The sequence below is a fragment of the Paenisporosarcina sp. OV554 genome, from assembly GCF_003058165.1.
GTDB lineage: Bacteria > Bacillota > Bacilli > Bacillales_A > Planococcaceae > Paenisporosarcina.
In genome coordinates, this window is the sequence record NZ_QBUC01000001.1 from 236,791 (window position 1) to 262,417 (window position 25,627).

Sequence of the window (25,627 nt, forward strand, 5' to 3'; positions counted from 1 at the left end):
GTCGACCGTGTTTAAATAGTTTCACCTGATTTTGAATATTAATCTATATAAGAGTAGCGAACTTAATTTTTTAAAACTTGGGGTCAGCGGTAGTGCAAGCTGGACTTTGCCATTAGACAAAAAAGCTGTGCAGAGTATCACAAAATGTGATATCTGCACAGCTTTTGCTATTTATTATACTTCCATGATGATTGGTAAAATCATTGGACGACGTTTTGTTTTTTCGTATAGATAAGGTCCTAATACATCAGTAATTTCATTTTTTAATTCTGACCATGGAGTTGCTTTTGATTGAATCGTTTTTTGGAGATGACGATTTAACATGTGCTGAGCTTCATTAATCATAGCTCCTGATTCACGCATGTAAACGAATCCGCGAGAAATGATGTCAGGTCCAGAAACTATCTTTTGACGTTCTTGGTCTGTTGTCACAACAACAATGACTAAACCTTCTTCAGATAGAATTCGACGATCACGTAAGACGATATTACCAACATCACCGATTCCGCTGCCATCAATGTAAACATCTCCAGAAGGGATACGACCAGCTACTGCTGCTTCATTTTGGCTAAGAGCTAAAACATCACCATTATCCATAATGAATGTGTTTTCTGGTTCAACATCACAATCCACAGCTAATTCTGTATGTATTTTCAACATACGATATTCACCATGAATCGGCATAAAGAATTTTGGTTTCATTAAGCGTAACATCAATTTTTGCTCTTGTTGAGAACCATGACCGGAAGTATGAACATTATTCAATGAACCATGAATAACATCTGCTCCGGCACGGAATAATAAATTGATTGTACGGTTTATACTACTACGATTTCCAGGAATCGGCGAAGAAGAGAAAATAACCGTATCCGCTGGTTGGATTTGAATTTGACGATGTGTACCATTAGCTAAACGAGAAAGTGCAGCCATTGGTTCACCTTGACTACCCGTACATAAAATCATTACTTCATTTGCCGGAAGACGATTTAATGTTTGTGTGTCAACAAAAGTCTCTTTAGGTGCATTGATATAACCTAATTCACGTCCAATTGTAATGGCATTGTCCATGCTTCTACCAAAGACAGCAATTTTACGGCCGTGATGAATAGCTGCTTCCACAACTTGTTGTAATCGATAAATATTAGAAGAGAAGGTTGCGAAAATAATACGACCATCCACTTTACGGAAAATCTCCGATAAACTTTCTCCAACTTTTCGTTCAGACATTGTGAATTCAGGAACTTCTGCATTTGTACTATCAGATAATAGACATAACACGCCATCGCGACCGATTTCAGCCATTTTTGTTATGTTAGCTGGTTCACCAACAGGAGTGAAATCAAATTTGAAATCACCTGTATGAACAATATTTCCGGGTGGTGTTTTAACGACTACACCAAATGCATCTGGAATACTATGAGTTGTTCTATAGAAGCTAACCGATGTTTTACGGAATTTAATAACTTCATCTTCAGTAATTACGTGCATTTTTGTCGTACGTAATAAACCATGTTCTTCAAGTTTATTTCTTAGTAGTCCAAGAGCTAGTTTGCCCCCGTAAATTGGTACGTTTAATTGTTTAAGCAAGTAAGGAATACCACCGATATGATCTTCGTGACCATGTGTAATAAATAGACCTTTAATCTTGTCCACATTTTTCACAAGATACGAGTAATCAGGAATAACGTAATCAATCCCGAGTAAGTCATCTTCAGGGAATTTAATACCTGCATCAATTAAAATAATTTCATCTTGGAATTGAACTCCATATGTGTTTTTACCGATTTCGCCCAGTCCGCCGAGAGCGAATACCGCTGTCTGATCATTCTTAACAAATTTCATAAGTTTTATTTTTTCTCCACTTTAAAGTTTTCGCTAGCTTGCTCATAAGATAAATGATTACCTTCAAGAAGCTGAACAAATTCAATATTATATTTGCGATCCTTTAGTGCGTAACGAACTTCACGTTCAGATGACGCTTCAATATAAAGGCTTTTTGTGTTTTCGCGAACTGGCACTTCAAGCACGTTCTCTTGGTAATATACTTTGTAAATCATATTTTGGTCTCCTTTTTCACGTTCAAAATAATTTCACTCTCTCTATATTATCACGTGCTTCTTTTAAAATAAAGAAAAGCCCTACTATAAATAGTAGGGCAAAAAATTATGCAATTGTTTTTTTCCCGAGTATGCCGCCTAGTCGTCTTAAAATTTTCCTTTTTAGACGTTTTAACATGGCAAATCACTCCTCATTTATATTATACAGAATATTTCGCTTTTTGTAAAGACTACTTGTCTTTAGTACAATTCTTACTAGAGAGAAAGGGTGAATATTATGAAGAAATTTTTATTTTTTGATATAGATGGCACACTCTATGATTCCAATAAACAATTACCGGCTAAAGCGAAAGAAGCCATTTTTGAAACAAAAAGAAATGGTCATGAAGTTTTTATTGCTACAGGACGTGCCCCATTTATGATTCAAGAGGTTTTGAAAGAATTAGAAATAGATTCGTATATTTGTTTTAATGGTCAATATGTAGTTTATAAAAATGAAGTTATTTATAATAATGAAATTGATAAAGAGCAGCTTCAATTAGTTTCAGAATTTGCCGAACGAAATAATCATCCTTTGGTATATATGAATGCTGAAAAAATGATTTCTTCTATTGAACATCACCCTCATATTGAAGAAAGTATTGAGACACTAAAATTACCACATCCACAATACGAAGAAGATTTTTATCTTAATCAACCAATTTTTCAAGCATTGGTTTTTTGTTCTATAGAAGAAGAGAATTCGTATCATAAAACTTTCTCACAGTTAAAATTTGTTAGATGGCATCGTGTGTCAGTGGACATATTGCCTAAGGGTACTTCAAAAGCAAACGGCATTCATTTTGTAAGTGAAAAATACAACATTGACTTAAAGGATACGATTGCGTTCGGTGACGGATTAAACGACATCGAAATGTTGGAAACTGCAGGTTTCGGAGTTTCAATGGGGAATGGTCATGAAGAAGCCCTTAAGAGAGCCGATTACGTTACAAGTCATGTTGATGAAGATGGTTTAGTAAACGCATTAAGGTATTTAAATCTTATTTAAGAGGTTTTCTAAAATAGATGATATTAAAAAAAGGTTCCCAGTCATTCAATTGGGAACCTTTTTTTTAGTTTCTTTCATATGGTACTGCATCTGGAATTTCTGCGAATGGATTTTTTTTATCGATATGATCATAGAACATGATACCGTTTAAATGATCAATTTCATGTTGAAAAGCGATAGCAGCTAATCCTTTTAAGCGAAGTTTAAATTCACTTCCATCTGGATAAAAGCCTTTTGCTGTGATTCGCGCATATCTAGGAACATATCCTTCGATAACTCGATCAACAGATAAACAACCTTCACCTACAGAGATGTAGGTTTTTTCAACTGAGTGACTAATTATTTTGGGATTTATTGCAACTAAACTTAATTTGGCTTCATCATCTGTTAAATGGAGTGCAAACATTCGCTTTGAAACATTTACTTGAGGTGCAGCAATCCCAATTCCAGGACGCAAATCGTAGCGTTCGATCATTTCGGGATCTTGACTATTTTTAACATATTCAAGTAAGTCTTGTGCTAATTTTGCATTTTCAATAGATAATGGAAAATCTACTTCTACAGCTTTTTGTCGCAAAGTTGGATGTCCTTCGCGAATAATATCTTTCAGTTCAAACATTTTGGTCTTCCTTTCCAACTTTGATTCTCTAATTAGTATAACGAAGGTTGACGTTCGTGCAACAAAAAGAGGAACTTTAGAATGTTGAAATTTCTTCCTTTAAGGTCTATAGTAGTAAATGATTTAGGAGGTTTTCAAATGAAAAAAATTGTAATTGGGACATTTCTTTCCACTTCTCTTTTACTTTCTGCATGCTCTATAGGAGCGCCTAATGATGAAATGTTATCAGAAACATTAGCAAAAGTGTATGAAGAGGAACAAGGGTACCGTGACGCACAGGAAAAGTTAGCTGAATTAGAAAAAAAAGAACAAAGCACTTTTAATGCAACCATGAAATTGACACAAGAACAAAAAGCCGAAGTGACTTTAAAAGTAGAAGAATTAAAAGCTTCGTTATACGAGAGATTAACATTACTTAAAGAAGAAAATGAGTCAATAAAAAATGCACAAGAGTCGTTATCGTCATTTGAAGCAATAGTGGATGACACTAAAGATAAAGAAGTGAAAACTGCCTTAAACAATTTAAAGTCTTTACTTGAAACTCGCTATGAAGCTCATGCAGTGGTAAGTAGTGAGTATCAAAAATTAACAGACCTACAAATCAAGCTTTATGATATGTTAGCAGATGAGAAAACGGAGCAAGCTCAACTTCAAGAACAAGTATTAAACGTCAATAAACAAAATGATGTTGTGCAATCCGCAATTAATGCGTTTAACGAAGCTACAAAAAAAGTTAACGCAACGAAATCGTCTGTGTATGATTCTTTAGATGAAGAGAAGTAAAACGATCTCAATGTGAGGTCGTTTTTTGTGTGATAGAGGCGGTTGTAATGTTCTTATATTTTATAATACAGAGATTTTTTTGTACTAGTACAGAATACTATTGTTTGAATACATAAAAAATAACAAGTTGTTATATAACTAGAGTTACCATTGATTGACCCAAAATTTAAAGTTGAGTATACTAGGAAAGAATGAACATTGTATCACTTGAATTTTCATGAATTTTTAATACAGATATATAAGGAGAGGTGTTAACATGGCAGCAAAAAATGCTAAGCAAGTAGGTCCAGTAGAAGTACTACAAGCGATCGAAGAAAAATTTGAAATGCTTCAGATTTTAAACGAAGAAGGCGAAATCGTTAACAAAGAAGCAGATCCCAAATTATCAGATGATGAATTAACAGAGTTAATGAGTCGTATGGTGTATACACGAATTCTTGACCAACGTTCAATTTCTTTAAACAGACAAGGTCGTTTAGGGTTCTATGCACCTACTGCTGGTCAAGAAGCTTCTCAATTGGCTTCTCACTTCGCACTTGAAAAAGAAGATTTTATTCTTCCAGGATACCGCGATGTACCACAATTGATTTGGCACGGTCTACCATTATCACAAGCATTCTTATTTTCACGTGGCCACTTCATGGGTAATCAAATTCCTGAAGATGTGAAAGTATTACCACCACAAATTATTATTGGTGCTCAATTCATCCAAGCTGCTGGAGTAGCACTTGGTATGCAAAAACGCGGAAAAAAATCAGTTGCCATTACATATACAGGCGACGGTGGTTCTTCTCAAGGTGATTTCTATGAAGGAATTAACTTCGCGGGTGCGTTCCGTTCTCCTGCAATCTTCATCGTTCAAAATAACCAATATGCAATCTCGACTCCACGTGAATTGCAAACAGCTGCAAAGACTATTGCACAAAAAGGTATTGCTGCTGGTATACCAAGTATATTAGTTGATGGGATGGATCCGTTAGCAGTTTACGTGGCGACGCGTGATGCACGTGAGCGCGCTGTAAATGGTGAAGGACCAACATTAATTGAAACATTATGTTACCGCTATGGACCACACACAATGGCTGGGGACGATCCAACTCGCTACCGTACATCAGATACTGATTCTGAGTGGGAAAAGAAAGATCCATTGGTGCGTTTCCGTGCTTATTTAGAAGCAAAAGGACTTTGGAATGAAGAAAAAGAAAATGAAGTAATTGAAAAAGCTAAAGAAGAAATTAAAGCTGCGATTAAAATAGCAGATGCTGCTCCGAAACAAAAAGTGACAGATTTAATGGAAATTATGTACGATCCAAATACTGAAATGCCATATAACTTAAAAGAACAATATGAACTTTACAAAGAGAAGGAGTCGAAGTAACCGATGGCACAAATGACGATGATTCAAGCAATTACGGATGCACTCCGTACAGAGCTTAAGAATGATGAAAACGTCCTCGTCTTCGGTGAAGACGTTGGAAATAACGGTGGAGTTTTCCGTGCAACTGAAGGTTTACAAAAAGAATTTGGGGAAGATCGTGTATTCGATACACCACTTGCAGAATCAGGTATCGGTGGTTTAGCAGTAGGTTTATCTTTAGAAGGTTTCCGTCCAGTTCCTGAAATACAATTCTTTGGTTTCGTATATGAAGTAATGGATTCGATTAGTGGTCAATTAGCGCGTATGCGTTTCCGTAGTGGTGGTAAATACAGTGCACCAGTTACCATTCGTTCTCCTTTTGGTGGCGGCGTTCATACACCAGAAATGCATGCAGACAGTTTAGAAGGATTAATGGCAGCTCAACCAGGATTGAAAGTTGTAATTCCATCTTCTCCATATGATGCAAAAGGGTTATTAATTTCTTCAATTCGTGATAATGACCCAGTTATCTTCTTGGAGCATATGAAATTATATCGTTCATTCCGCCAAGAAGTACCGGAAGAAGAGTACACAATTCCTCTAGGCAAAGCTGAAGTGAAACGTGAAGGTAAAGATTTAACAATTATAGCTTACGGTGCAATGGTTCATGAAAGCTTGAAAGCAGCAGAAGAACTTGAAAAAGAAAATTACTCGGTTGAAGTAATTGATTTACGTACCATTCAACCATTGGATATTGAAACAATCATTGCATCAGTTGAAAAAACTGGTCGTGTTGTTGTTGTTCAAGAAGCACAAAAACAAGCGGGTATTGCTGCAAATGTTGTAGCTGAAATTAACGAACGCGCAATTTTAAGCTTAGAAGCACCTGTTTTGCGTGTGTTTGCACCGGATACAATATTCCCATTCTCTCAAGCAGAAACAGTTTGGTTACCTAATGCAAAAGATATTATTGTTACAGCTAAAAAAGTATTAACATTCTAAAATATTCTAATAACGCTCACAACAGAAAGGGTGAATTTTGTGGCATTTGAATTTCGATTACCGGATATCGGTGAAGGTATACACGAGGGTGAAATCGTAAAATGGTTCGTCAACGCTGGCGATACCATTGGTGAAGATGATATTTTATGTGAAGTTCAAAACGATAAAGCTGTCGTTGAAATTCCTTCTCCAGTAGCAGGGAAAGTAGAAGAAGTAGTCGTTGAGGAAGGTATTGTTGCAACAGTAGGTCAAGTATTGATCCGTATTGATGCACCAGGCTATGAAGACCTTAAGTTTAAAGGTGATCACGAAGATGAGCCGAAAGCTGAAGCAGGTCACCCAGTAGAAAAAGAAGCAACACCTGTTGCTAAAGAGCAAGCTCCTGAGAATGAATCAGTAGAGGCAACTAAAGCAGCTCCAAAAACAGAAGCTGAGCCAAAGGGCGAGCAAGATCCAAACGGTCGTGTTATTGCGATGCCATCGGTTCGTAAATTTGCGCGTGACAATAAGGTAGAAATTTCTCAAGTAAATGGTTCAGGCAAAAATGGTCGTGTGATGAAAACAGACATAGAATCATTCATGGATGGTGGACAAGCCTCTGAAACAACTAGTCAAGAAGAAGTTGTAACAAATGAAGAAATTTCATCATCTGTAGAAAAAGTGAATAAAGCAACAAAACCTGCAGCTCCCGCTTTAGAAGGAGAATTCCCAGAAACTCGCGAGAAAATGTCTGGTATTCGTAAAGCTATAGCTAAAGCGATGGTTCATTCAAAACATACTGCTCCACACGTAACGTTGATGGATGAAGTAGATGTGACAGAACTGGTTGCTCATCGTAAGAAATTCAAAGAATTAGCACTTGAAAAAAATATTAAGTTAACGTATTTACCATATGTGGTAAAAGCATTAGTGAATACACTTCGTGAATTCCCAGACTTTAATCGTTCTCTTGACGATGAAGCGGGTGAAATCATTCAAAAACATTATTTCAACATCGGAATTGCTGCAGATACAGAAAAAGGTTTATTAGTACCAGTTATCAAACACGCAGACCGCAAATCAGTATTTGCGATTTCAGATGAAATTAATACACTAGGTGGAAAAGCACGTGATGGCAAACTATCACCGTCTGAAATGAAGGGTGCATCATGTTCAATCACGAATATTGGTTCAGCTGGCGGACAGTGGTTCACACCAGTAATTAACCATCCAGAGGTTGCAATACTAGGAATTGGTCGTATTGCAGAGAAACCTGTCATAAAAAATGGTGAAATTGTAGCGGCTCCTGTGTTAGCATTATCTTTGAGCTTTGATCATCGAATGATCGACGGTGCGACTGCTCAGCACGCATTAAATAACATTAAGCGTTTGCTTAGCAATCCAGAACTTTTATTAATGGAGGCGTAAAATCATGGTAGTAGGAGATTTTCCAATTGAAACAGATACGCTCGTAATTGGCTCAGGCCCTGGCGGATATGTTGCAGCAATTCGTGCAGCACAAACTGGCCAAAAAGTAACAATCGTTGAAAAAGAACATATTGGTGGAGTTTGTTTAAACGTTGGTTGTATTCCATCAAAAGCTTTAATTTCAGTTGGTCACCGTTTCGACCATGCAAAACACTCAGATGATATGGGAATTACAGCATCTGATGTAAAAATCGACTTTTCAAAAGCACAAGCGTTCAAAGACAGTGTCGTTAAGAAATTAACGGGTGGAGTTGAAGGTTTACTAAAAGGTAATAAAGTGGAAGTCGTCCGCGGTGAAGCTTACTTTGTAGACGCAAACACAGTTCGTGTAATGGACGAAAAATCATCACAAACATATAAGTTTAAACATGCAATTATCGCAACTGGTTCTCGACCAGTAGAAATTCCTTCTTTCAAGTTTTCTAAACGTGTATTGAGCTCTACAGGTGCATTGAATCTAACTGAAATTCCAGGAAAACTAGTCGTTATTGGCGGCGGTTATATCGGAACTGAACTAGGTACAGCTTATGCAAACCTGGGCTCACAAGTAACAATTGTTGAAGGCGGAAACGATATCTTAGCTGGTTTTGAAAAGCAAATGACAACTATTGTCAAAAAAGGCTTGAAGAAAAAAGGCGTGGAAATTGTCACTAAAGCAGTTGCTAAAGGCGTTGAAGAAACAGAAACAGGCGTTGTTGTTACATTTGAAGCAGGCGGCGAAGAGAAGAAAGTCGAAGCGGATTATGTATTAGTAACAGTTGGTCGTCGTCCAAACACAGACGAGATGGGTCTTGAAGAAATTGGTATTAAAATGGGCGAACGTGGTTTGATCGAAGTCGACAAACAAGTTCGTACTAACATCGAAAATATTTTTGCAATTGGTGACGTGGTTGCAGGACTTCAACTTGCTCATAAAGCTTCTTATGAAGGTAAAGTAGCAGCTGAAGTAATTGCAGGACAGACATCTATAGTAGATTATTTAGCTATTCCTGCTGTTTGTTTCACAGATCCAGAACTTGCTACAGTTGGATTAAACGAAGAGCAAGCTAAAAAAGAAGGCTTTGAAGTTACGGCTGGGAAATTCCCATTCGGAGCAAACGGTCGTGCATTAGCATTAAACGCTACTGATGGTTTCGTGAAGCTTGTTTCACGTAAATCTGATGGTTTACTACTTGGTGCTCAAATCGTCGGTCAAGGAGCTTCTGATATGATTGCTGAACTTGGTTTAGCGATTGAATCAGGAATGACTGTAGAAGACATTGCCATGACAATTCACGCGCATCCTACATTGGGAGAAATCTCAATGGAAGCTGCTGAAGTTGTAATGGGTCATCCAATTCATATCCTTTCAAAATAAAATTAATCTCTACAGCCGTACAGGGTTTCCTGTACGGTTTTTTAGTGCGAATTTTTATTATATAAATAGCTTTTAAATCTTAGGATGAGGAAATCTTTAAAAGCATCTTGTTGACCGAGTCTTAACCTTATAATGATTTGGTACCCATTGATGTGACTACTAGAGATAGGACCTTTTAAATTACTTGAACACTTAGGTTTTTGGGGAGCTTTGGAAAGCACCGTGCTGTATCTTACCTAATGAACAAGTATGGGGGACGTGACTTTGTCATAATCTTGAGGCTTGGATGCTTTCGTCGCTCCCCTACAATCTTCGGCGGCTACCGCATTACTTTATTTTGGAGAGTGTTGATGATAGCTAACCCTCGCTTTTCTATAAAGAAGTGTTCACTCAAATCTTGAAAATAAAATAAGTAGATAGAGGCTGAAATATCATCTTCGGCCGAATATCTTCATGAAGACAGAGACGATTCTTTTGTAAACCAAACGATTTTCACTGTGAGAGTACAGGTAGCAAGGAAGCGAAGTCACAAGCCCGCCTCGCTTTTCTTAAGACCAAGGTGCAGCAGGTCAAGCATGCGAAGCGACTTGAAACCTATCTTCCTTAGTGAAAACAATCATGGTTTCACTTGATACTCACCTATTTTGAATGATGTTTCAGCACTGAATGTTTTACAAAACATCACAAGAATTCAATTGAAAATCAGCCCTATATTATTACTACATTGTTAATACGGTGGTCGTAAGATTTGTAGAAATTATGCTAAAATATACCTTGGAAAGGGATACGGTGATACATATGAAGTACACAAAATTGATGACATTGACTTTATTAGCACTTATGTTGGCAGCGTGTGGGAAAGAAGAAACAAAGACTCCTGCATCAGCACCTGCGCAAGAAGAAGTTGATGAAAAAATTGAAAATGAAGAAACAAACGAAGAACTAGTCACAGATGTTGTAGAAGAAGAGCCAATGGAAGAAGTTACAACCAAGCCTCTGTATAAGTTAAATGAAGCTAATTGGGCATTTAAACCAATCGCCGATGCACCATCTAAAGTTGTATTGTTAACAATTGATGACGCGCCAGACAAGCGGTCGTTAGAAATGGCGAAAACATTGAAAGAATTGAATGCACCCGCTATCTTTTTTGTAAATGGTCATTTCTTAGATACGGATGAAGAAAAAGCTGTTTTGAAAGAAATTCACGCCATGGGCTTTGCTATCGGAAACCATACACAAACACATGCAAATTTAAAAGACCTTACTGAGGAACAACAGCGTGCTGAAATTATGCAAGTTTCAGAAAAGGTTGAAGCGATAATCGGAGAGAAACCAAAATACTTCCGTGCGCCATTCGGATCAAATACTGATTTCAGCAAAGCACTAGTGAAAGAACAAGGAATGTTATTAATGAATTGGACATACGGCTATGACTGGGTATCTGAATATCAAGATGCTAAAGCTTTAACTGGCATCATGGTCAACAGCGAGTTTTTGACGAACGGTGCGAATCTTTTAATGCACGATCGTGTTTGGACCGCTGCCGCTCTAAAAGGAATTGTTGAAGGTTTGCGTGGCAAAGGGTACGAAATGATTGACCCGGCCACGATACAAGGTGTAACTGCGGAATAATCGTAAACCAAATACCACACCATATTTCTTTTTACTAAAAAGGCTGAGATTTCCCTTATCAGGAGACTCAGCCTTTTTCATTTAAATGCTTAATAGAAAGCTTTATGTTCTTTTATTACTCGTATCAACTTTAACTCATCATCTTCTGGTCCTTGAACCGGTAATCCTGCTTCAATATTCATATGGATATATGCAATATTATCTTCAGTAATGATTTCTCCAGGAATGAAAATCGGAATCCCTGGTGGGTAGACCATGATAAATTCAGCTGAAATACGGCCAACTGATTCTGCAAACGGTACAACTTCTGTCGTAGCATAAAAAGCATCACGAGGAGTCATCGCTAAACGTGGAATATCAGGCATAGTTACAAAAGGTTCAATAACCGTAACTTCTGATTCGAAATCTTTTGCCATACGTTGAAGAGCATTTACTAGCAAGGTTAATTCTTTTTTAGAGTCTGCAATCGTCACGATACACAAAATATTATATAGATCTGATAATTCCACTTCAATATTAGCTTTTTCACGCAGCCATTCTTCAGCTTGGTGTCCGGTAATACCTAAGTTTTTAACGCTTATCAATAGCTTGGTAGGATCTATATCATAAGTTGCTGACGTCCGTAATATCTCATTGCCTACACAGCGTAAGTTCGGAATTTGATTGATACGTTTACGAGCATCTTTCGCTAACCGAATCGTCGTTGATAATAAGTCATGACCATGAATAGCCAATTGTCGTCTCGCAGTATCAAGTGAAGCTAAGATTGGATAGGATGTGGAAGTTGTTGTTAGCATAGATAATATTGATTGAACACGTTTAGAAGATACTAACCCTTCACGCACATTTAAAACAGAACTTTGAGTCATTGAGCCACCAAGTTTGTGTACGGAAGTCGCTGCCATATCTGCTCCAGCCTCCATCGCCGAAATAGGTAATGATTCATGGAAATGAATATGAACACCGTGGGCTTCATCCACTAATACGGGGATTCCTCGAGTATGTGAAATATCAACAATACGTTTTAAATCTGCTGCAATACCGAAATAAGTAGGATTAATCACAAGCACTGCTTTAGCATCAGGATGAGCTTCAAGAGCCTTTTCCACAGACTCTGGAGAAATTCCATGTGAAATTCCCAGTTCTGAATCGACTTCTGGATGTATAAAGACTGGTGTAGCACCTGCAAATACAATCGCAGACATGATGGATTTATGAACATTACGTGGCACCAAAATTTTGTCTCCTGGTCCACAAACACTTAAAATCATAGTCATAATAGCACCGCTTGTCCCTTGAACAGAGAAAAATGTGAAGTCTGCTCCAAAAACTTCTGCGGCTAGCTCTTGTGCTTTTTTTATAGCACCTTTTGGTGAATGCAAATCATCAAGTGGAGCAATATTAATTAAATCAATGGAAAGAATATTATCGCCAACGAATTCACGAAAAGCTGGATCGACACCATTTCCTTTTTTATGACCGGGAATATGAAATTGAATAGGATGTCTATTGCGATGTTTAAGCAAGACATCAAATAATGGAGTTTCTAACTGTGACAATGTCGTACCACCTCAACTTTCTCAAAAGATAGTTCAAACAGTTTGAAAAAATAATCGAATTCACATTAAACAGGATGCCTCTATCGTTTCCAATGGATACATTGAAATCACAATGACTGCACTTTTGCACGTACTCGATTCTTTTAAACTTCTTTTGAACAAATAATTAAAATGAAAAACAAGTGAATTATAGCATTTTGACTAGCGGATGACCATAAATATTTAAAGGAATTTCGACAATAGAGTCGAATAAACTACTTATATTAATAGGAGGAGTGTCATAAATGAACTGGCAAACACGTATTACGGACTTATTACATATACAATACCCAATTATACAAGGTGGACTTGCTTACCTTGCATATGCGGATTTGGCAGCTGCTGTGTCGAATGCTGGAGGACTGGGACAAATCACCGCGATGAGTTTGGAGTCACCTGACGCATTGCGTAAAGAAATACAAAAAGTACGTTCTCTGACCAATCTACCATTTGGTGTTAACTTCGCTATCGGCGATCATGATCGTCCATTTTCTCATATGCTTGAAGTTGCAATTGAAGAGAATGTACCCGTTGTATCAATGACGGGTGGCAATCCAACGCCAATTTTTGATCAACTAAAAGGAACAAACATAAAAAAATTAGTGTTAGTTGCTGCAACAAGACAAGCTCAAAAAGCAGAAGAACTTGGTGCTGATGCTGTAATGGTTGTAGGTCAAGAAGGCGGGGGCCACTTAGGTCGAGATGATGTGGGAACAATGGTACTGGTGCCTCGTGTTGTAGATGCAGTGTCCATTCCGGTGATTGCCTCAGGTGGTATAGGAGACGGTCGAGGATTAATGGCTGCTTTAGCCCTTGGTGCAGAAGGAATAGAAATGGGAACGCGTTTTATTGCGACAAAAGAATGCGTTCATGCTTCTTTTGTTTATAAACAAGCGTTAGTAGATAGCACCGAAACAGGAACGACCGTTATTAAACGTACGATTGGAGCTCCTGCAAGAGCACTCATAAACCCATGGACAGATAAAATTCATGAAATTGAAGCTTCCACACCTACTTATGAAGCGTTGAAAGAGTATATTAGCGGTCAAGCAAACAAACAATATATATATGAAGGTCTTGAGTCCAAAGGTTTTGGTTGGGCAGGCCAAGTAGCAGGTTTGATAGATGATGTCCCTTCCGTGGAAGAACTTTTTGTAAGAATGATTTCACAAGCAGAAAAATTCCGCGTAAAATGGAGATAACGAAAGGGTGATGCAAGCATGAGTTTTTCATATCCATTTTCAAAAGATTGGTCGACGAATGAAATTATCGCTGTAGTCCAATTTTTCGAAACGATAGAAAATGCGTACGAACAAGGAGTTAACCGAGAAGTCTTGGTGGAAAAATATCGACGATTTAAAGAAGTCGTTCCTTCAATGGCAGAAGAGAAAACCTATTTCCGTGATTTCGAAAAAGAAAGCGGCTATATCTGTTATCCAATCATAAAAAAAATGAAAGAGACAACAAAAGGAGCAATTATAAAAGGAGCAGGGAGATAATCCCTTGCTCCTTTATTTTTTATTTACCATCACATTATAGATTGGTAGAAGCGCTTCAAAAGTTTCTTCTGCAAAAATATCAAACGCTTCTTCGGAAAGCTCAATAGCTTGTTCGCTAGAAAGATGTCGACCCACTATAAATTCTGCTTTTTTCACATCACGCAACCGCTCTAATAAAGAAGGTAAAAGTTCTTTGTGGGCTTTTCTTAGAGGATAAGCTTCAGGAGACATGTGATCTCCAGAAATAATGAAGTCTTGCGGCATTTTTTTAAATAAAGTTTTCTTTTTTGATAATCTTTCAGCAATTTGAACTTTATCCGGAGCTTCATAAATAACTGCTAAAATAATAAACACATGCGTCTTCCATAAACCGATTTGAAAATGTGGCATGGCTTTATATCCTCGTTTATAAGGGGCAAATGCAACCCATGAATCTTTGGGGGGATTTACAGAACGTCTCGCATGCCTCGCAACATGAGGATAGAATTCATCTCCTGTTTTACTTGAGAAGTAAGACGCATATGTATTCCCGAATTCCTCGAATTTTGGTCGGACTTTTTCAATCAAAGCGTGCATACGATGTTCTAAACCATCTATTTGGAAAACGTCAAAATCTGCTTGTTCCCACGTGTTTTTCAAATTTTTTTCCACCTTTCGCATTTCCTATGTTTAGTTTAATCAAAAGATGGGAAAAAATCTTGTAAGTAGTCTTAATGAAGTTGACAAAATTAACTTCTTGTCATATTGTATATAAAACATTCAGAATATTTTGATTTATAATCAGAAAAGGGGTGTAAGACCATGAAACAAGTTGTTCATATCGTACGCAAACAAGAGATAGAGAAAAAATTAATCTTAGGGTTAAAATTGGAGCTTGACTATGAACTTGCCTCTCTGTTCGATGCAATTAAACATGAAAACCAAAGTGAAATTGAGAAGAGCAAAGTAAGACTAGGTGAGATTCATTCTGAGTTGGAGGCCTTGCATGCCTTATATTGAAAACAAAAAAACACATATTAATACGTAAGCACCTAATGGTCAATTTCTGACATAAGGTGCTTTTTTGTTTATACTAAGGTTAATGATTTAGGAAAGGCGGCTAGTCAATTGGAACTTCAAAAACTCGATCGTTATGCAAAAGCATTAATTAAAGAAGCAGGTAGAAAAATTCGTCAGTCTTTTTCAAGCAAACTGGCTATAGAATCAAAAGCGGATGCCAATGATTTGGTGACCAATATAGATAAAGAAATTGAACAATTTTTCATTAAACATATTCGACATGATTTTGAAGGTCACTTCATTTTAGGCGAAGAAGGATTCGGTGATCGCCTCACTAACCTCGATGGGTATGTGTGGATGTTGGATCCAATCGATGGGACAATGAATTTTATCCATCAGCAACGAAATTTCGCCATATCGTTGGGTATTTATAAGGATGGTATAGGGGTTCTCGGTTACATATATGATGTAATACATGATGAATTATATAGTGCACAAAAAGGACAAGGGGCATATTTAAACGATGAGCCAATCCCTCTCCTTGAATCAACAACGATTTCAGAAGCTATTATTGGAATGAATGCGAGTTGGGTAGTGCCAAACAGTTATATTGAAAATGAAGGACTTGTAAGGCTTGTTAAAGACGTCAGAGGCATACGTTCGTATGGATCAGCAGCTCTCGAACTAGCCTATGTCGCAACAGGAAGAATAGATGCCTATATGTCTATGCGTTTATCGCCCTGGGATGTTGCGGGAGGTGTCGTGATCGCACAAGAAGTAGGCGCAGTAGCAACTAATTTGAATGGACAACCTTTAAAATTACTTGGACAAGATACATTTCTTGTGGCACGAAAAAGTCTGCATGACACTTTAATCGAGAAATACATTATTCTAAAATAGGCTCTGTTAAACAATCCTGTCGTTTATCGTAGATTTGCGCTAGCCGCACGTTCCGAATGAGCCAACAAGTATGAAAACCACATACTTGTGGGTCTCACACTTCACGCTCTTGCGGCATGCTAGGCGCAAAATGTACTCTTTCGCTTCGGCCGACCATCTACTTAAAGAAACCTTTTATTCTGTAATACACCAAACCAAAATTACGGTGTGCTTCCAGGTTGCAGGGGTGCGAAGGATGCACACCCGCCCCAGGATGATTTACAAAAAGAGAGGTGGGTGTGCATCCTCTTTATTTTCTAGATTATTGTGTAGCTGGTAAAGAGTCCGAAGCGAACTGGAAACCCGTCATACTTAGTGAATGGAATTAAGGATTCGGTTCGTAGTTGTGTTTGTTCTTCAATATATACAGAATTCATTAACATAGTCTTAAAATAAAAAGCAAGAAATGGAAGTCCTCCATTTCTTGCTTTTTCCTATAATAAACCTTGTTCGCGCATTTTCTTTTTCGTTTTAAAGCCAAATCCCATCACGAGGATTAATAATAAAATACTCACAAGAATACCTGGAATACTACGTAACCCAACGGAAATCCCAATAGAGAACATTGATAGCAAAGCCAACAGGGAGTAAAGCGCAAATACCCATTTAAAATTTTTCACGGAAAGTCCTCCACCTAATAAATAAAATTTTTCAATGCAAAATCAGACAAATATATATAACATGTGCTATAATAACACAGTTAAGGACTCGAAAAAAGAATATGGAGTGAAACAATGACTAATTTACGTCAAGACCTAAGAAATATTGCAATAATTGCCCACGTTGACCATGGTAAAACTACTTTAGTTGACCAAATGTTAAAACAATCAGGTACTTTCCGTTCAAATGAACATGTGGATGAGCGTGCCATGGATTCTGGTGATATCGAGCGTGAGCGCGGTATAACTATCCTAGCTAAAAATACAGCGATCCAATATAAAGATGTGAAGATCAACATTCTTGACACGCCTGGCCACGCTGACTTTGGTGGAGAAGTTGAACGTATTATGAAAATGGTAGACGGTGTTCTACTTGTAGTTGACGCATACGAAGGTTGTATGCCACAAACTCGTTTCGTATTGAAAAAAGCACTAGAACAAAATTTGCAACCTATCGTTGTTGTAAACAAAATTGACCGTGACTTTGCACGTCCTGAAGAAGTTGTGGACGAAGTTCTAGAACTTTTCATTGAACTTGAAGCAAATGACGAACAATTAGAATTCCCAGTAATTTTCGCATCAGGTATGAATGGTACTGCAAGTCTTTCATCTGACGTTGCAGATCAAGAAGAAAACATGAAAGTAATTTATGATGCAATTATTGAACACATTCCAGCGCCAGTTGATAACAAAGAAGACCCACTTCAATTCCAAGTGTCTCTTTTAGATTACAATGACTATGTTGGCCGTATTGGTATTGGTCGCGTATTCCGTGGAACTATGGAAGTAGGACAACAAGTCTCTCTAATGAAATTAGACGGTAAAGTGAAAAACTTCCGTGTTACAAAAATGTTTGGATTTATGGGTCTAAAACGTATTGAAATTCAACAAGCTCACGCTGGTGATTTGATTGCCGTTTCAGGAATGGAAGATATCAACGTTGGGGAAACAGTTTGTCCAACAGAACATCCTGAGGCATTACCTATTTTACGTATCGATGAGCCAACTCTTCAAATGACGTTCCTAGTGAACAACAGTCCATTCGCTGGACGTGAAGGTAAATGGGTAACATCTCGTAAAATTGATGAGCGTTTACAATCTCAACTTGAAACAGACGTTTCATTACGTGTTGAGCCTACAGATTCTCCTGATGCATGGGTAGTTTCTGGTCGCGGAGAATTGCATTTATCTATCTTGATTGAGAACATGCGCCGTGAAGGTTTCGAATTACAAGTGTCTAAACCAGAAGTTATTGTTCGTGTTATCGATGGCGTTCGTTGTGAGCCAGTTGAACGTGTACAAGTTGATGTACCTGAAGAACATGTTGGCTCAATTATTGAATCAATGGGTGAACGTAAAGGTGAAATGCTTGATATGGTTAATAACGGTTCAGGTCAAGTACGTTTAGTATTTATGGTACCTGCTCGTGGATTAATTGGATACACAACTGATTTCATGACATTAACACGTGGATACGGAATCATTAACCACACATTCGATAGCTACCAACCGATGCAAAAAGGTCGTGTAGGTGGACGTAGTAAAGGTGTTCTTGTAGCAATGTCTACAGGTACTGCTTCTGAATATGGAATTTTAGGTATTGAAGATCGTGGTACGATTTTCGCTGAACCAGGTTCTGAAATTTATGAAGGAATGATCGTTGGAGAGCATACACGTGATAACGACTTAACAGTTAATATTACGAAAATGAAAGCAGCCAACAACATTCGTTCTGCAAATAAAGAAGCAACAACAACTAGAAAAAAACCACGTATCATGACTTTAGAAGAGTCACTTGAATACTTAAATGATGATGAGTACTGTGAAATTACACCTCAATCAATTCGTTTACGTAAAAAAGTGCTTGATAAAGCTGAACGTGAACGCGTTACGAAAAAGAGTAAAACAGCTGAAAATAACTAAGAGTGATTGAAAGGTTGAGGAATCTTGGACGAACAGCAATTTGTCTTTGACAAAATGTACCCTACTGCGCGTTTTCTTTATAAATTCTTCCTTCCAAACTATGAGATGGCAGGATACGCTCTGTTTCTTGTCATCTTCTTACTATCAGTGTTAGTTTATAAACTCGGATTTGCAAAAAAGTTAAAGATGTCTCAAAATATCGTTATTTATCTCTTTTTGTTTTTAGGATGCATAATGTTAACATTTTTAGCTTTCTTCCTACCCGTTGTGGAAGGATTAATAGTTGCTGCGATGATTTTAATTTTATATAAAATTCGTTTGCACAATGAAAAAAAGAGAAGCGCTAGCGCAAGCTAGTGCTTCTCTTTTTTGTGTTTTCAAATATAGTAGCGCCAATACCCAAGCATAAATTAAATGGGCAATCGTCCAGAAAGTAAAGGCTTGCCAATCGTTCCAAGCAGGAACTTCTTGGACGGCTAATAAGCTCAAAACAAAATACAATCCTAATGTAGGTAAACAAAAAATTAAACTCAACAACCAGAGTTTACTAAGCGACTTCTGTAAAGTTAACTGGTTTGCAAATAAAATAAATACAAATGCAATACAAATGGAAATGACTATATGAAAGAGAAATTCGATAGGTTCAGACCATTCGATTTGATTGATTATAGGAATAAAATCCACATTTAACAATAAGGTGTATACACGAATTTGACTGATAGACTCAATTAATTTCAAGAGTAAACCTAAAACTATGCCACTAAGTATTCCGACGAAGATAGAATTGATTATATTACGGCTTGACACTAGAATTCTTCTTCAATTTTGCGGGAACTTTTATAAAATCCAAAGTGCCCAGTTGCTAAACGTGCGTTTGTTCTTTGTTCAATCCGCTCATGACAAGGATCACACATATACGTATGAATTGGACGATTACGGAGTTTTTTTGCTTGAGGTGAATCATCAATTAATTGATTGATAGTATCACAAATGACACATTTTACACGCATCGAATTAGCCTCCTAATCTACTCGAACTGCTTTCACATGTTTAATGGGATTGTCTAAGTTAGAGCCATCTGCAAGAAGTACATAGACCGGCCCGTCTTCACGTAAAGGTTTCCCATCCTGACTATATTTGAAGATAATAGAGTTTGCTTGTTCAAGTGTAAACGAATGTTCCTCACCATTAGTTGTTTCAATAATAACAGCTTTAGCACTATCTTTTAGTTCAGCATTTTTTAAAAAATGTTTTAAATAGATACCAAAAGTGCCTGTTAACATTTTTGTTTTTTCATATTTCTTCTCGGATTTTAAAGTAGGTGGAAAAGTGGCACCTTCCATAATTTCACGAGACCAATGAGCTGACATTTTTTTTGTATAGTCGTCCAAATCGTTTTTTTCAATATGTTGTTCAGTGAAAAATGTAGTTAAATCTATACGACGATCATCAAAAATCCACACAGCCGGATCCAATGTTATTTGGAATTGCACTTCGCCTTTTATCGGAATAATGTTTTCCATTCTTTTGGTGCCTCCAATACTTATTACGATTCACCTTCTAGTATAACTCTTTGACTATATGTAACAAAGAATTAAGTTTATAAACTTGGGTTTTAGAAGCGATGCTTGCAATTTTGCCTCTAGAAAGATACAATTTACTAAGACAATATTAGGTAATGGGGGCGTCCTCATGGATACTAAATCACAACAATCGTATCAGCAAAAAGCTGTTGAACTTTTAAAAGCTGATGCTGAGAAAATAGCAAAATTGATCAAGGTTCAAATTGATCATTTAACATTACCACAATGCCCACTTTACGAAGATGTTTTAGATACCCAAATGTATGGTTTATCTAAAGAAATTGATTTTGCCGTAAAACTAGGTCTTATGGAGCGTGAAGAAGGACGGATAATTCTATCGACACTTGAAAAAGAATTATCAGTAATGCATGATGCTTATACAAATAAAAAGTAAGAAACTCAAACTCAGCATGTGTTTGAGTTTTTTTGCTAGATAAAAGAAAACGAGGTTTCCCATGATTTCATATTTGAAACGCTACACAAAACACTTTGATTACTCGTTATTTATTACATACATGTTCTTATGTCTATTTGGATTAGTAATGATTTATAGTGCAAGTATGGTTTGGTCCGTAAATCGCTACGGTTTTGAGCCTGATCACTTTTACAAGAAGCAAGTTTTGAATTTAATCTTGGCTGTTCCGGCATTAATAATCGGTGCATTATTCCCTTATAAACATTATCGCAAAAAGCCAATGATGGTTGCGATGTTGGTCGTTATGTTTACTTTACTCGTAGCAGTTCATTTTGTCGGGTATGCTGCCGGTGGTGCGAAAAGTTGGATCAATCTTGGATTTGGGAACATACAACCTTCTGAGCTTGCCAAAATAATTATGGTGCTTTATTTTGCTGGAGTTTTTGCAAATAAAGCAAGGAAAGGCCCGATTGATAGCTTTAACCAATCCATTGCACCTCCAGTTACCGTACTTGTCTTAGTAGTTGCATTAGTCCTCAGTGAGGTAGACATGGGTTCTGCAATGATTATCTTTTTTACAGCAATTTCAGTAATGGCTGCTAGTGGAATTCAAATCCGAACATTTGTGAAGATAAGTGGTATCATCGTTGGTGCTCTTGCAATTATTACACCATTTCTGTATTTACTTCGGGACACATTCATTACAGAACGTCGACTAGGACGACTTGAGGCATTTTTAAATCCTTTTGAATATGAGCAAGGATTTGGTTACCAGGTTGTCAATGGATATTTAGCAATTGGCGCAGGTGGTTTGAAAGGTTTAGGTCTAGGTCAATCTGTTCAAAAACAAGGATACCTACCAGAACCACAAACGGATTTTATCATGGCAATTATAGCCGAAGAGTTAGGAATTGTAGGTGTATTAATTGTTATTGGTGGTCTAGGATATATTGTGTTGCGTGCATTAACAATTGCTTTAAAAGCTCAAGACCCTCATGCTAGAATGATAGCCGCAGGTTTTGCTAGTTTGATTGGTTTTCAAACATTCATCAACTTAGGTGGGCTTTTAGGCCTAATCCCGTTAACAGGAGTGCCACTGCCTTTTATTAGTTATGGCGGAACATCCGTCATTTTGTTATCTTTAGCAATGGGGATATTGTTAAATGTCTCAATGTTTGTAAAGTTAGAAAAAACGCGAAGCTAAGGGGTGTCGTCACATTATGAAAACGATTCACAAGATTTTAGTTGCTAACCGCGGAGAAATTGCTATTCGAATTTTCCGTGCTTGTACCGAATTAAAACTGCCTACCGTATCGATTTACTCTAGAGAAGATAGTGGTTCATTTCATCGATACAAAGCGGATGAATCGTATTTAGTGGGGGATGGAAAGAAACCAATTGATGCATATCTTGATATTGAAGGAATTTTAGCAATCGCAAAAAATAGTGGCGCAAATGCGATTCATCCTGGATACGGGTTTCTTTCTGAAAACGCAGATTTTGCAAGACGCTGTGAAGAAGAAGGAATCATATTCATCGGTCCTACTTCTGAGCATTTAAATATGTTCGGCGACAAAGTGAAAGCGCGTACACAAGCTGTATTAGCTGGTATACCTGTAATTCCTGGTAGTGATGGACCTGTTTCATCCGTAGAAGAAGTGAAAGCTTTCGGTGACGCAAATGGCTATCCATTGATGGTCAAAGCTTCCTCTGGCGGTGGCGGACGAGGGATGAGAGTAGTCCCTACTGCAAATGACGTAGAATCTGCCTTTGAGCGAGCAAGTTCAGAAGCAAAGGCTGCCTTTGGATCTGATGAATTATACGTGGAAAAACTCGTTGAAAAGCCTAAACATATTGAAGTTCAAATATTGGGAGATAAACACGGTAATTTGGTTCATTTATATGAACGTGATTGCTCGATTCAACGCAGACATCAAAAAGTCGTTGAAATTGCTCCTTCTAATTCAATTTCAAAGGAATTGCGAAATCGTATTTGTGATGCAGCGGTTCAATTAATGAACAATGTAAAATACATAAACGCAGGGACAGTTGAATTCTTGGTATCAGGAGATGAGTTTTATTTCATCGAAGTTAATCCTCGAATTCAAGTAGAACATACCATTACTGAAATGATAACGGGAATTGATATTGTCCATACTCAAATTCATATAGCTGATGGTTCATTTTTACATGAAGAAGAAACAGGCATGCCATCCCAAAAAGACATTCCATTATTTGGCTTCGCTATACAATCTCGTGTTACAACAGAAGATCCATTAAATCAATTCATGCCAGACACTGGGAAATTGATGGTATATCGCTCTGGTGGGGGCTTTGGCGTTCGTCTAGACGCAGGGAATGGTTTCCAAGGTGCTGTGATTTCGCCTTACTATGATTCTTTGTTAGTCAAAGTGTCAACTTGGGGCAAAACGTTTAAAGAAGCAGCTTCAAAAATGGATCGGAATCTACAAGAGTTCCGAATTCGAGGAATTAAAACAAATATTCCTTTCTTGGAAAATGTTGTCAAACACCGTAATTTTATTACGGGGAATTTTAACACTAGCTTTATTGATTCAACACCTGAATTATTTTTGTTCCCCACTCGAAAAGACAGAGGGACTAAATTATTAAATTATATTGGGAACGTAACTGTCAATGGTTTCCCTGGAATCGAAAAAGCTTCGAAACCGGTTTTCGCTATTCCTAGAAAACCCCAAATTGATTTACTTGTTCCACCCATGCATGGTACAAAACAAATTTTGAATGAGCGGGGAGCAGAAGGACTTGTTAAGTGGATTCACGAACAAAAAGATGTGTTGATAACTGACACAACATTCCGTGATGCACATCAATCACTTCTAGCGACTCGAGTTCGATCTAATGACATGTATGAGATTGCAGAGCAGTCAGCAAGAGCTATGCATGATGCCTTTTCTTTTGAAATGTGGGGAGGAGCAACATTTGATGTTGCTTATCGCTTCTTGAAAGAAAATCCATGGGACCGTTTACTGAAAATGCGTCAAATGATTCCAAATGTTTTACTACAAATGTTAGTTCGTGGAGCAAATGCTGTTGGATATAAGAACTATCCAGACAATGTTATCCGCGAATTTATCCAACAATCAGCAGAAGCAGGAATTGATGTATTCCGAATCTTTGATAGCTTGAACTGGATAAAAGGAATGGAAGTTGCAATTGATTCAGCACGTCAATCAGGTAAAATCGCAGAAGCTGCAATTTGTTATACAGGTGATATATTAGATGATTCTCGTGGCAAATATACAGTTGCATACTATAAAGAAATGGCCAAAGAATTAGAATCAGCCGGAGCACATATTTTAGCGATAAAAGATATGGCTGGCTTATTGAAACCAGAAGCTGCGTATCGATTAATTTCAGAGCTAAAGGAAACTGTTTCTCTGCCTATTCATTTACACACACATGATACAAGTGGTAACGGTATCTACTTATATGCGAAAGCGATTGAAGCTGGGATAGACATAGTGGATACAGCTCTTGGCACTATGGCAGGATTAACGTCACAACCAAGCGCAAATTCATTAACGTATGCCTTAAAGGGCAGCAAACGTGAAGTACGTACAGACATTAAAGCACTTGAACAACTATCTCATTATTGGGAAGATGTACGTAAATATTACAAAGAGTTCGAATCTGGCATGATGAGTCCACATACAGAAATATATGTGCATGAAATGCCTGGTGGCCAATACTCGAACTTGCAACAACAAGCAAAGGCAGTCGGTCTAGCTTCTCGTTTCGAAGAAGTTAAAGAAATGTATTCAAATGTTAATATTATGTTTGGTGACGTAGTAAAAGTTACTCCTTCATCCAAAGTAGTAGGGGATATGGCACTCTTTATGGTCCAAAATGATTTAACTGAAGAAACGGTGTTAACTCGCGGAAAAACAGTAGATTTCCCAGATTCAGTTATTGAGTTTTTCCAAGGCTATATTGGACAACCTTATGGTGGTTTCCCAGAAGAAATCCAAAAAGTGATATTAAAAGATCGTCAAGCGATTACAGTACGTCCAGGAGAATTGTTGGAACCTGTAAATTTTGAACAATTAAAAGAAGAGCTTTTCCACAAACTTGGTCGTCCGGTTGATAGCCATGAAGTATTAGCTTACGCGCTGTATCCTAAAGTGTTTGACGAGTACTCAGTTATGGAGAAAAAATTTGGTGATGTGTCAGTTCTGGATACGCCAACTTTCTTATATGGAATGCGTTTAGGAGAAGAAATTGAAGTAGAGATTGAAAAAGGTAAGACGTTAATTATCAAAATGGTATCAATCAGTGAGCCACAATCTGATGGTAATCGTGTCATTTATTTTGAATTAAATGGGCAACCACGAGAAGTGATGATTCAAGATATGACTGTTGAATCTGACATCACACAAAAGCAGAAATCAGATATTTCGAATCCAAATCACATTGGGGCAACAATGCCAGGAACTGTGTTGAAAGTCGTAATTGCTAACGGTAGTCGAGTTAAACGAGGAGACCATTTACTAATTACAGAAGCAATGAAGATGGAAACAACTGTCCAAGCTCCATTTAATGGAGTAATTAAAGAAATTCATGTATCAGCTGGAACTGCAATAGCAACAGGTGATTTATTAATAGAAATGGAAAAAGAATAAAATAAAAGCAGTTCCGCTTTTCGCGGAAC

25 protein-coding genes are annotated in these 25,627 nt (G+C 37.4%); 16 read left to right on the forward strand and 9 right to left on the reverse strand.

The window, feature by feature from the left end; genetic code table 11:
* Nucleotides 1-174: 174 nt before the first annotated feature.
* Entirely contained in the window at nucleotides 175-1,842 is a 1,668-nt protein-coding gene (gene rnjA / locus C8K15_RS01080) for a ribonuclease J1 (protein WP_108584428.1), read from the reverse strand.
* A 5-nt stretch (nucleotides 1,843-1,847) separates the two neighbouring features.
* A complete protein-coding gene (locus C8K15_RS01085; RefSeq protein WP_108584429.1) occupies nucleotides 1,848-2,057 on the reverse strand; it encodes a DNA-dependent RNA polymerase subunit epsilon in 210 nt (69 codons plus the stop codon).
* Nucleotides 2,058-2,334: 277 nt separating this feature from the next.
* On the opposite strand from C8K15_RS01085, the gene C8K15_RS01090 reads away from it, so the two are divergent.
* A complete protein-coding gene (locus C8K15_RS01090; RefSeq protein ID WP_108584431.1) occupies nucleotides 2,335-3,105 on the forward strand; it encodes a Cof-type HAD-IIB family hydrolase in 771 nt (256 codons plus the stop codon).
* Between the two features lie 64 nt (nucleotides 3,106-3,169).
* Here the strand turns inward: C8K15_RS01090 and def are convergent, their stop codons facing one another.
* Nucleotides 3,170-3,724, reverse strand: coding sequence for a peptide deformylase (gene def / locus C8K15_RS01095; protein WP_108584433.1), 555 nt, complete (start codon nucleotides 3,722-3,724; stop codon nucleotides 3,170-3,172).
* A gap of 138 nt (nucleotides 3,725-3,862) precedes the next feature.
* Here def and C8K15_RS01100 point away from each other — a divergent pair, with 138 nt between their 5' ends.
* From C8K15_RS01100 to C8K15_RS01125, 6 genes are all read left to right on the forward strand, one after another.
* Nucleotides 3,863-4,507 carry a YkyA family protein gene (locus C8K15_RS01100; protein WP_108584434.1) on the forward strand — a complete coding sequence of 215 codons (645 nt, stop codon included), beginning with the start codon at nucleotides 3,863-3,865 and terminating at the stop codon, nucleotides 4,505-4,507.
* A 256-nt stretch (nucleotides 4,508-4,763) separates the two neighbouring features.
* Nucleotides 4,764-5,885, forward strand: coding sequence for a pyruvate dehydrogenase (acetyl-transferring) E1 component subunit alpha (gene pdhA / locus C8K15_RS01105; RefSeq protein WP_108584436.1), 1,122 nt, complete (start codon nucleotides 4,764-4,766; stop codon nucleotides 5,883-5,885).
* A gap of 3 nt (nucleotides 5,886-5,888) precedes the next feature.
* Nucleotides 5,889-6,866, forward strand: a complete 978-nt coding sequence (locus C8K15_RS01110; RefSeq protein WP_108584438.1) for an alpha-ketoacid dehydrogenase subunit beta — start codon at nucleotides 5,889-5,891, stop codon at nucleotides 6,864-6,866.
* Nucleotides 6,867-6,905: 39 nt separating this feature from the next.
* Entirely contained in the window at nucleotides 6,906-8,273 is a 1,368-nt protein-coding gene (locus C8K15_RS01115; RefSeq protein ID WP_108584439.1) for a dihydrolipoamide acetyltransferase family protein, read from the forward strand.
* Nucleotides 8,274-8,277: 4 nt separating this feature from the next.
* A complete protein-coding gene (lpdA, locus tag C8K15_RS01120) occupies nucleotides 8,278-9,690 on the forward strand; it encodes a dihydrolipoyl dehydrogenase (protein WP_108584441.1) in 1,413 nt (470 codons plus the stop codon).
* Nucleotides 9,691-10,488: 798 nt separating this feature from the next.
* Complete coding sequence (locus tag C8K15_RS01125; protein ID WP_108584442.1) at nucleotides 10,489-11,322, forward strand: polysaccharide deacetylase family protein; 834 nt, start codon at nucleotides 10,489-10,491, stop codon at nucleotides 11,320-11,322.
* A gap of 89 nt (nucleotides 11,323-11,411) precedes the next feature.
* On the opposite strand, the gene C8K15_RS01130 is transcribed toward C8K15_RS01125, so the two are convergent.
* Entirely contained in the window at nucleotides 11,412-12,881 is a 1,470-nt protein-coding gene (locus tag C8K15_RS01130; RefSeq protein WP_108584444.1) for an aminotransferase class I/II-fold pyridoxal phosphate-dependent enzyme, read from the reverse strand.
* Between the two features lie 284 nt (nucleotides 12,882-13,165).
* Here C8K15_RS01130 and C8K15_RS01135 point away from each other — a divergent pair, with 284 nt between their 5' ends.
* Nucleotides 13,166-14,122, forward strand: a complete 957-nt coding sequence (locus tag C8K15_RS01135) for an NAD(P)H-dependent flavin oxidoreductase (protein ID WP_108584446.1) — start codon at nucleotides 13,166-13,168, stop codon at nucleotides 14,120-14,122.
* Nucleotides 14,123-14,140: 18 nt separating this feature from the next.
* On the forward strand, nucleotides 14,141-14,419 hold the full coding sequence (locus tag C8K15_RS01140) for a UPF0223 family protein (protein ID WP_108584448.1): 279 nt from the start codon (nucleotides 14,141-14,143) through the stop codon (nucleotides 14,417-14,419).
* A 12-nt stretch (nucleotides 14,420-14,431) separates the two neighbouring features.
* Here the strand turns inward: C8K15_RS01140 and C8K15_RS01145 are convergent, their stop codons facing one another.
* Entirely contained in the window at nucleotides 14,432-15,058 is a 627-nt protein-coding gene (locus C8K15_RS01145; protein WP_233260347.1) for a YktB family protein, read from the reverse strand.
* Between the two features lie 162 nt (nucleotides 15,059-15,220).
* On the opposite strand from C8K15_RS01145, the gene C8K15_RS01150 reads away from it, so the two are divergent.
* Together C8K15_RS01150 and C8K15_RS01155 are read left to right on the forward strand one after the other, a co-directional pair.
* The gene (locus C8K15_RS01150) at nucleotides 15,221-15,418 is read left to right on the forward strand and encodes a hypothetical protein (RefSeq protein WP_108584451.1); all 198 of its coding nucleotides are present in this window, start codon (nucleotides 15,221-15,223) and stop codon (nucleotides 15,416-15,418) included.
* Between the two features lie 108 nt (nucleotides 15,419-15,526).
* Entirely contained in the window at nucleotides 15,527-16,318 is a 792-nt protein-coding gene (locus C8K15_RS01155; RefSeq protein WP_108584453.1) for an inositol monophosphatase family protein, read from the forward strand.
* Between the two features lie 473 nt (nucleotides 16,319-16,791).
* Here the strand turns inward: C8K15_RS01155 and C8K15_RS01160 are convergent, their stop codons facing one another.
* A complete protein-coding gene (locus tag C8K15_RS01160; RefSeq protein WP_108584454.1) occupies nucleotides 16,792-16,977 on the reverse strand; it encodes a DUF5325 family protein in 186 nt (61 codons plus the stop codon).
* A gap of 114 nt (nucleotides 16,978-17,091) precedes the next feature.
* Here C8K15_RS01160 and typA point away from each other — a divergent pair, with 114 nt between their 5' ends.
* Nucleotides 17,092-18,939, forward strand: coding sequence for a translational GTPase TypA (typA, locus tag C8K15_RS01165; protein WP_108584456.1), 1,848 nt, complete (start codon nucleotides 17,092-17,094; stop codon nucleotides 18,937-18,939).
* Between the two features lie 24 nt (nucleotides 18,940-18,963).
* Nucleotides 18,964-19,296 (forward strand): YlaH-like family protein, encoded by a 333-nt coding sequence (locus C8K15_RS01170; RefSeq protein WP_108584457.1) that lies wholly within the window; start codon nucleotides 18,964-18,966, stop codon nucleotides 19,294-19,296.
* Here C8K15_RS01170 and C8K15_RS01175 read toward each other — a convergent pair.
* The 3 genes from C8K15_RS01175 to C8K15_RS01185 form a co-directional block, all read right to left on the reverse strand.
* Complete coding sequence (locus C8K15_RS01175; RefSeq protein WP_233260353.1) at nucleotides 19,243-19,677, reverse strand: hypothetical protein; 435 nt, start codon at nucleotides 19,675-19,677, stop codon at nucleotides 19,243-19,245. The two genes, C8K15_RS01170 and C8K15_RS01175, sit on opposite strands and share 54 nt — an antisense overlap.
* A gap of 68 nt (nucleotides 19,678-19,745) precedes the next feature.
* Nucleotides 19,746-19,949 carry a YlaI family protein gene (locus C8K15_RS01180; RefSeq protein ID WP_108584459.1) on the reverse strand — a complete coding sequence of 68 codons (204 nt, stop codon included), beginning with the start codon at nucleotides 19,947-19,949 and terminating at the stop codon, nucleotides 19,746-19,748.
* A 12-nt stretch (nucleotides 19,950-19,961) separates the two neighbouring features.
* The gene (locus tag C8K15_RS01185) at nucleotides 19,962-20,462 is read right to left on the reverse strand and encodes a hypothetical protein (RefSeq protein ID WP_108584461.1); all 501 of its coding nucleotides are present in this window, start codon (nucleotides 20,460-20,462) and stop codon (nucleotides 19,962-19,964) included.
* Nucleotides 20,463-20,631: 169 nt separating this feature from the next.
* Between C8K15_RS01185 and C8K15_RS01190 the strand changes: the two genes are divergently transcribed.
* From C8K15_RS01190 to pyc, 3 genes are all read left to right on the forward strand, one after another.
* The gene (locus C8K15_RS01190) at nucleotides 20,632-20,916 is read left to right on the forward strand and encodes an Fpa/YlaN family protein (RefSeq protein WP_108584462.1); all 285 of its coding nucleotides are present in this window, start codon (nucleotides 20,632-20,634) and stop codon (nucleotides 20,914-20,916) included.
* 61 nt (nucleotides 20,917-20,977) lie between these two features.
* Complete coding sequence (locus C8K15_RS01195; protein WP_108584464.1) at nucleotides 20,978-22,141, forward strand: FtsW/RodA/SpoVE family cell cycle protein; 1,164 nt, start codon at nucleotides 20,978-20,980, stop codon at nucleotides 22,139-22,141.
* 16 nt (nucleotides 22,142-22,157) lie between these two features.
* Nucleotides 22,158-25,598: a pyruvate carboxylase gene (pyc, locus tag C8K15_RS01200; protein WP_108584465.1), complete on the forward strand. Its 3,441-nt coding sequence runs from the start codon at nucleotides 22,158-22,160 to the stop codon at nucleotides 25,596-25,598.
* Nucleotides 25,599-25,627: the final 29 nt, after the last annotated feature.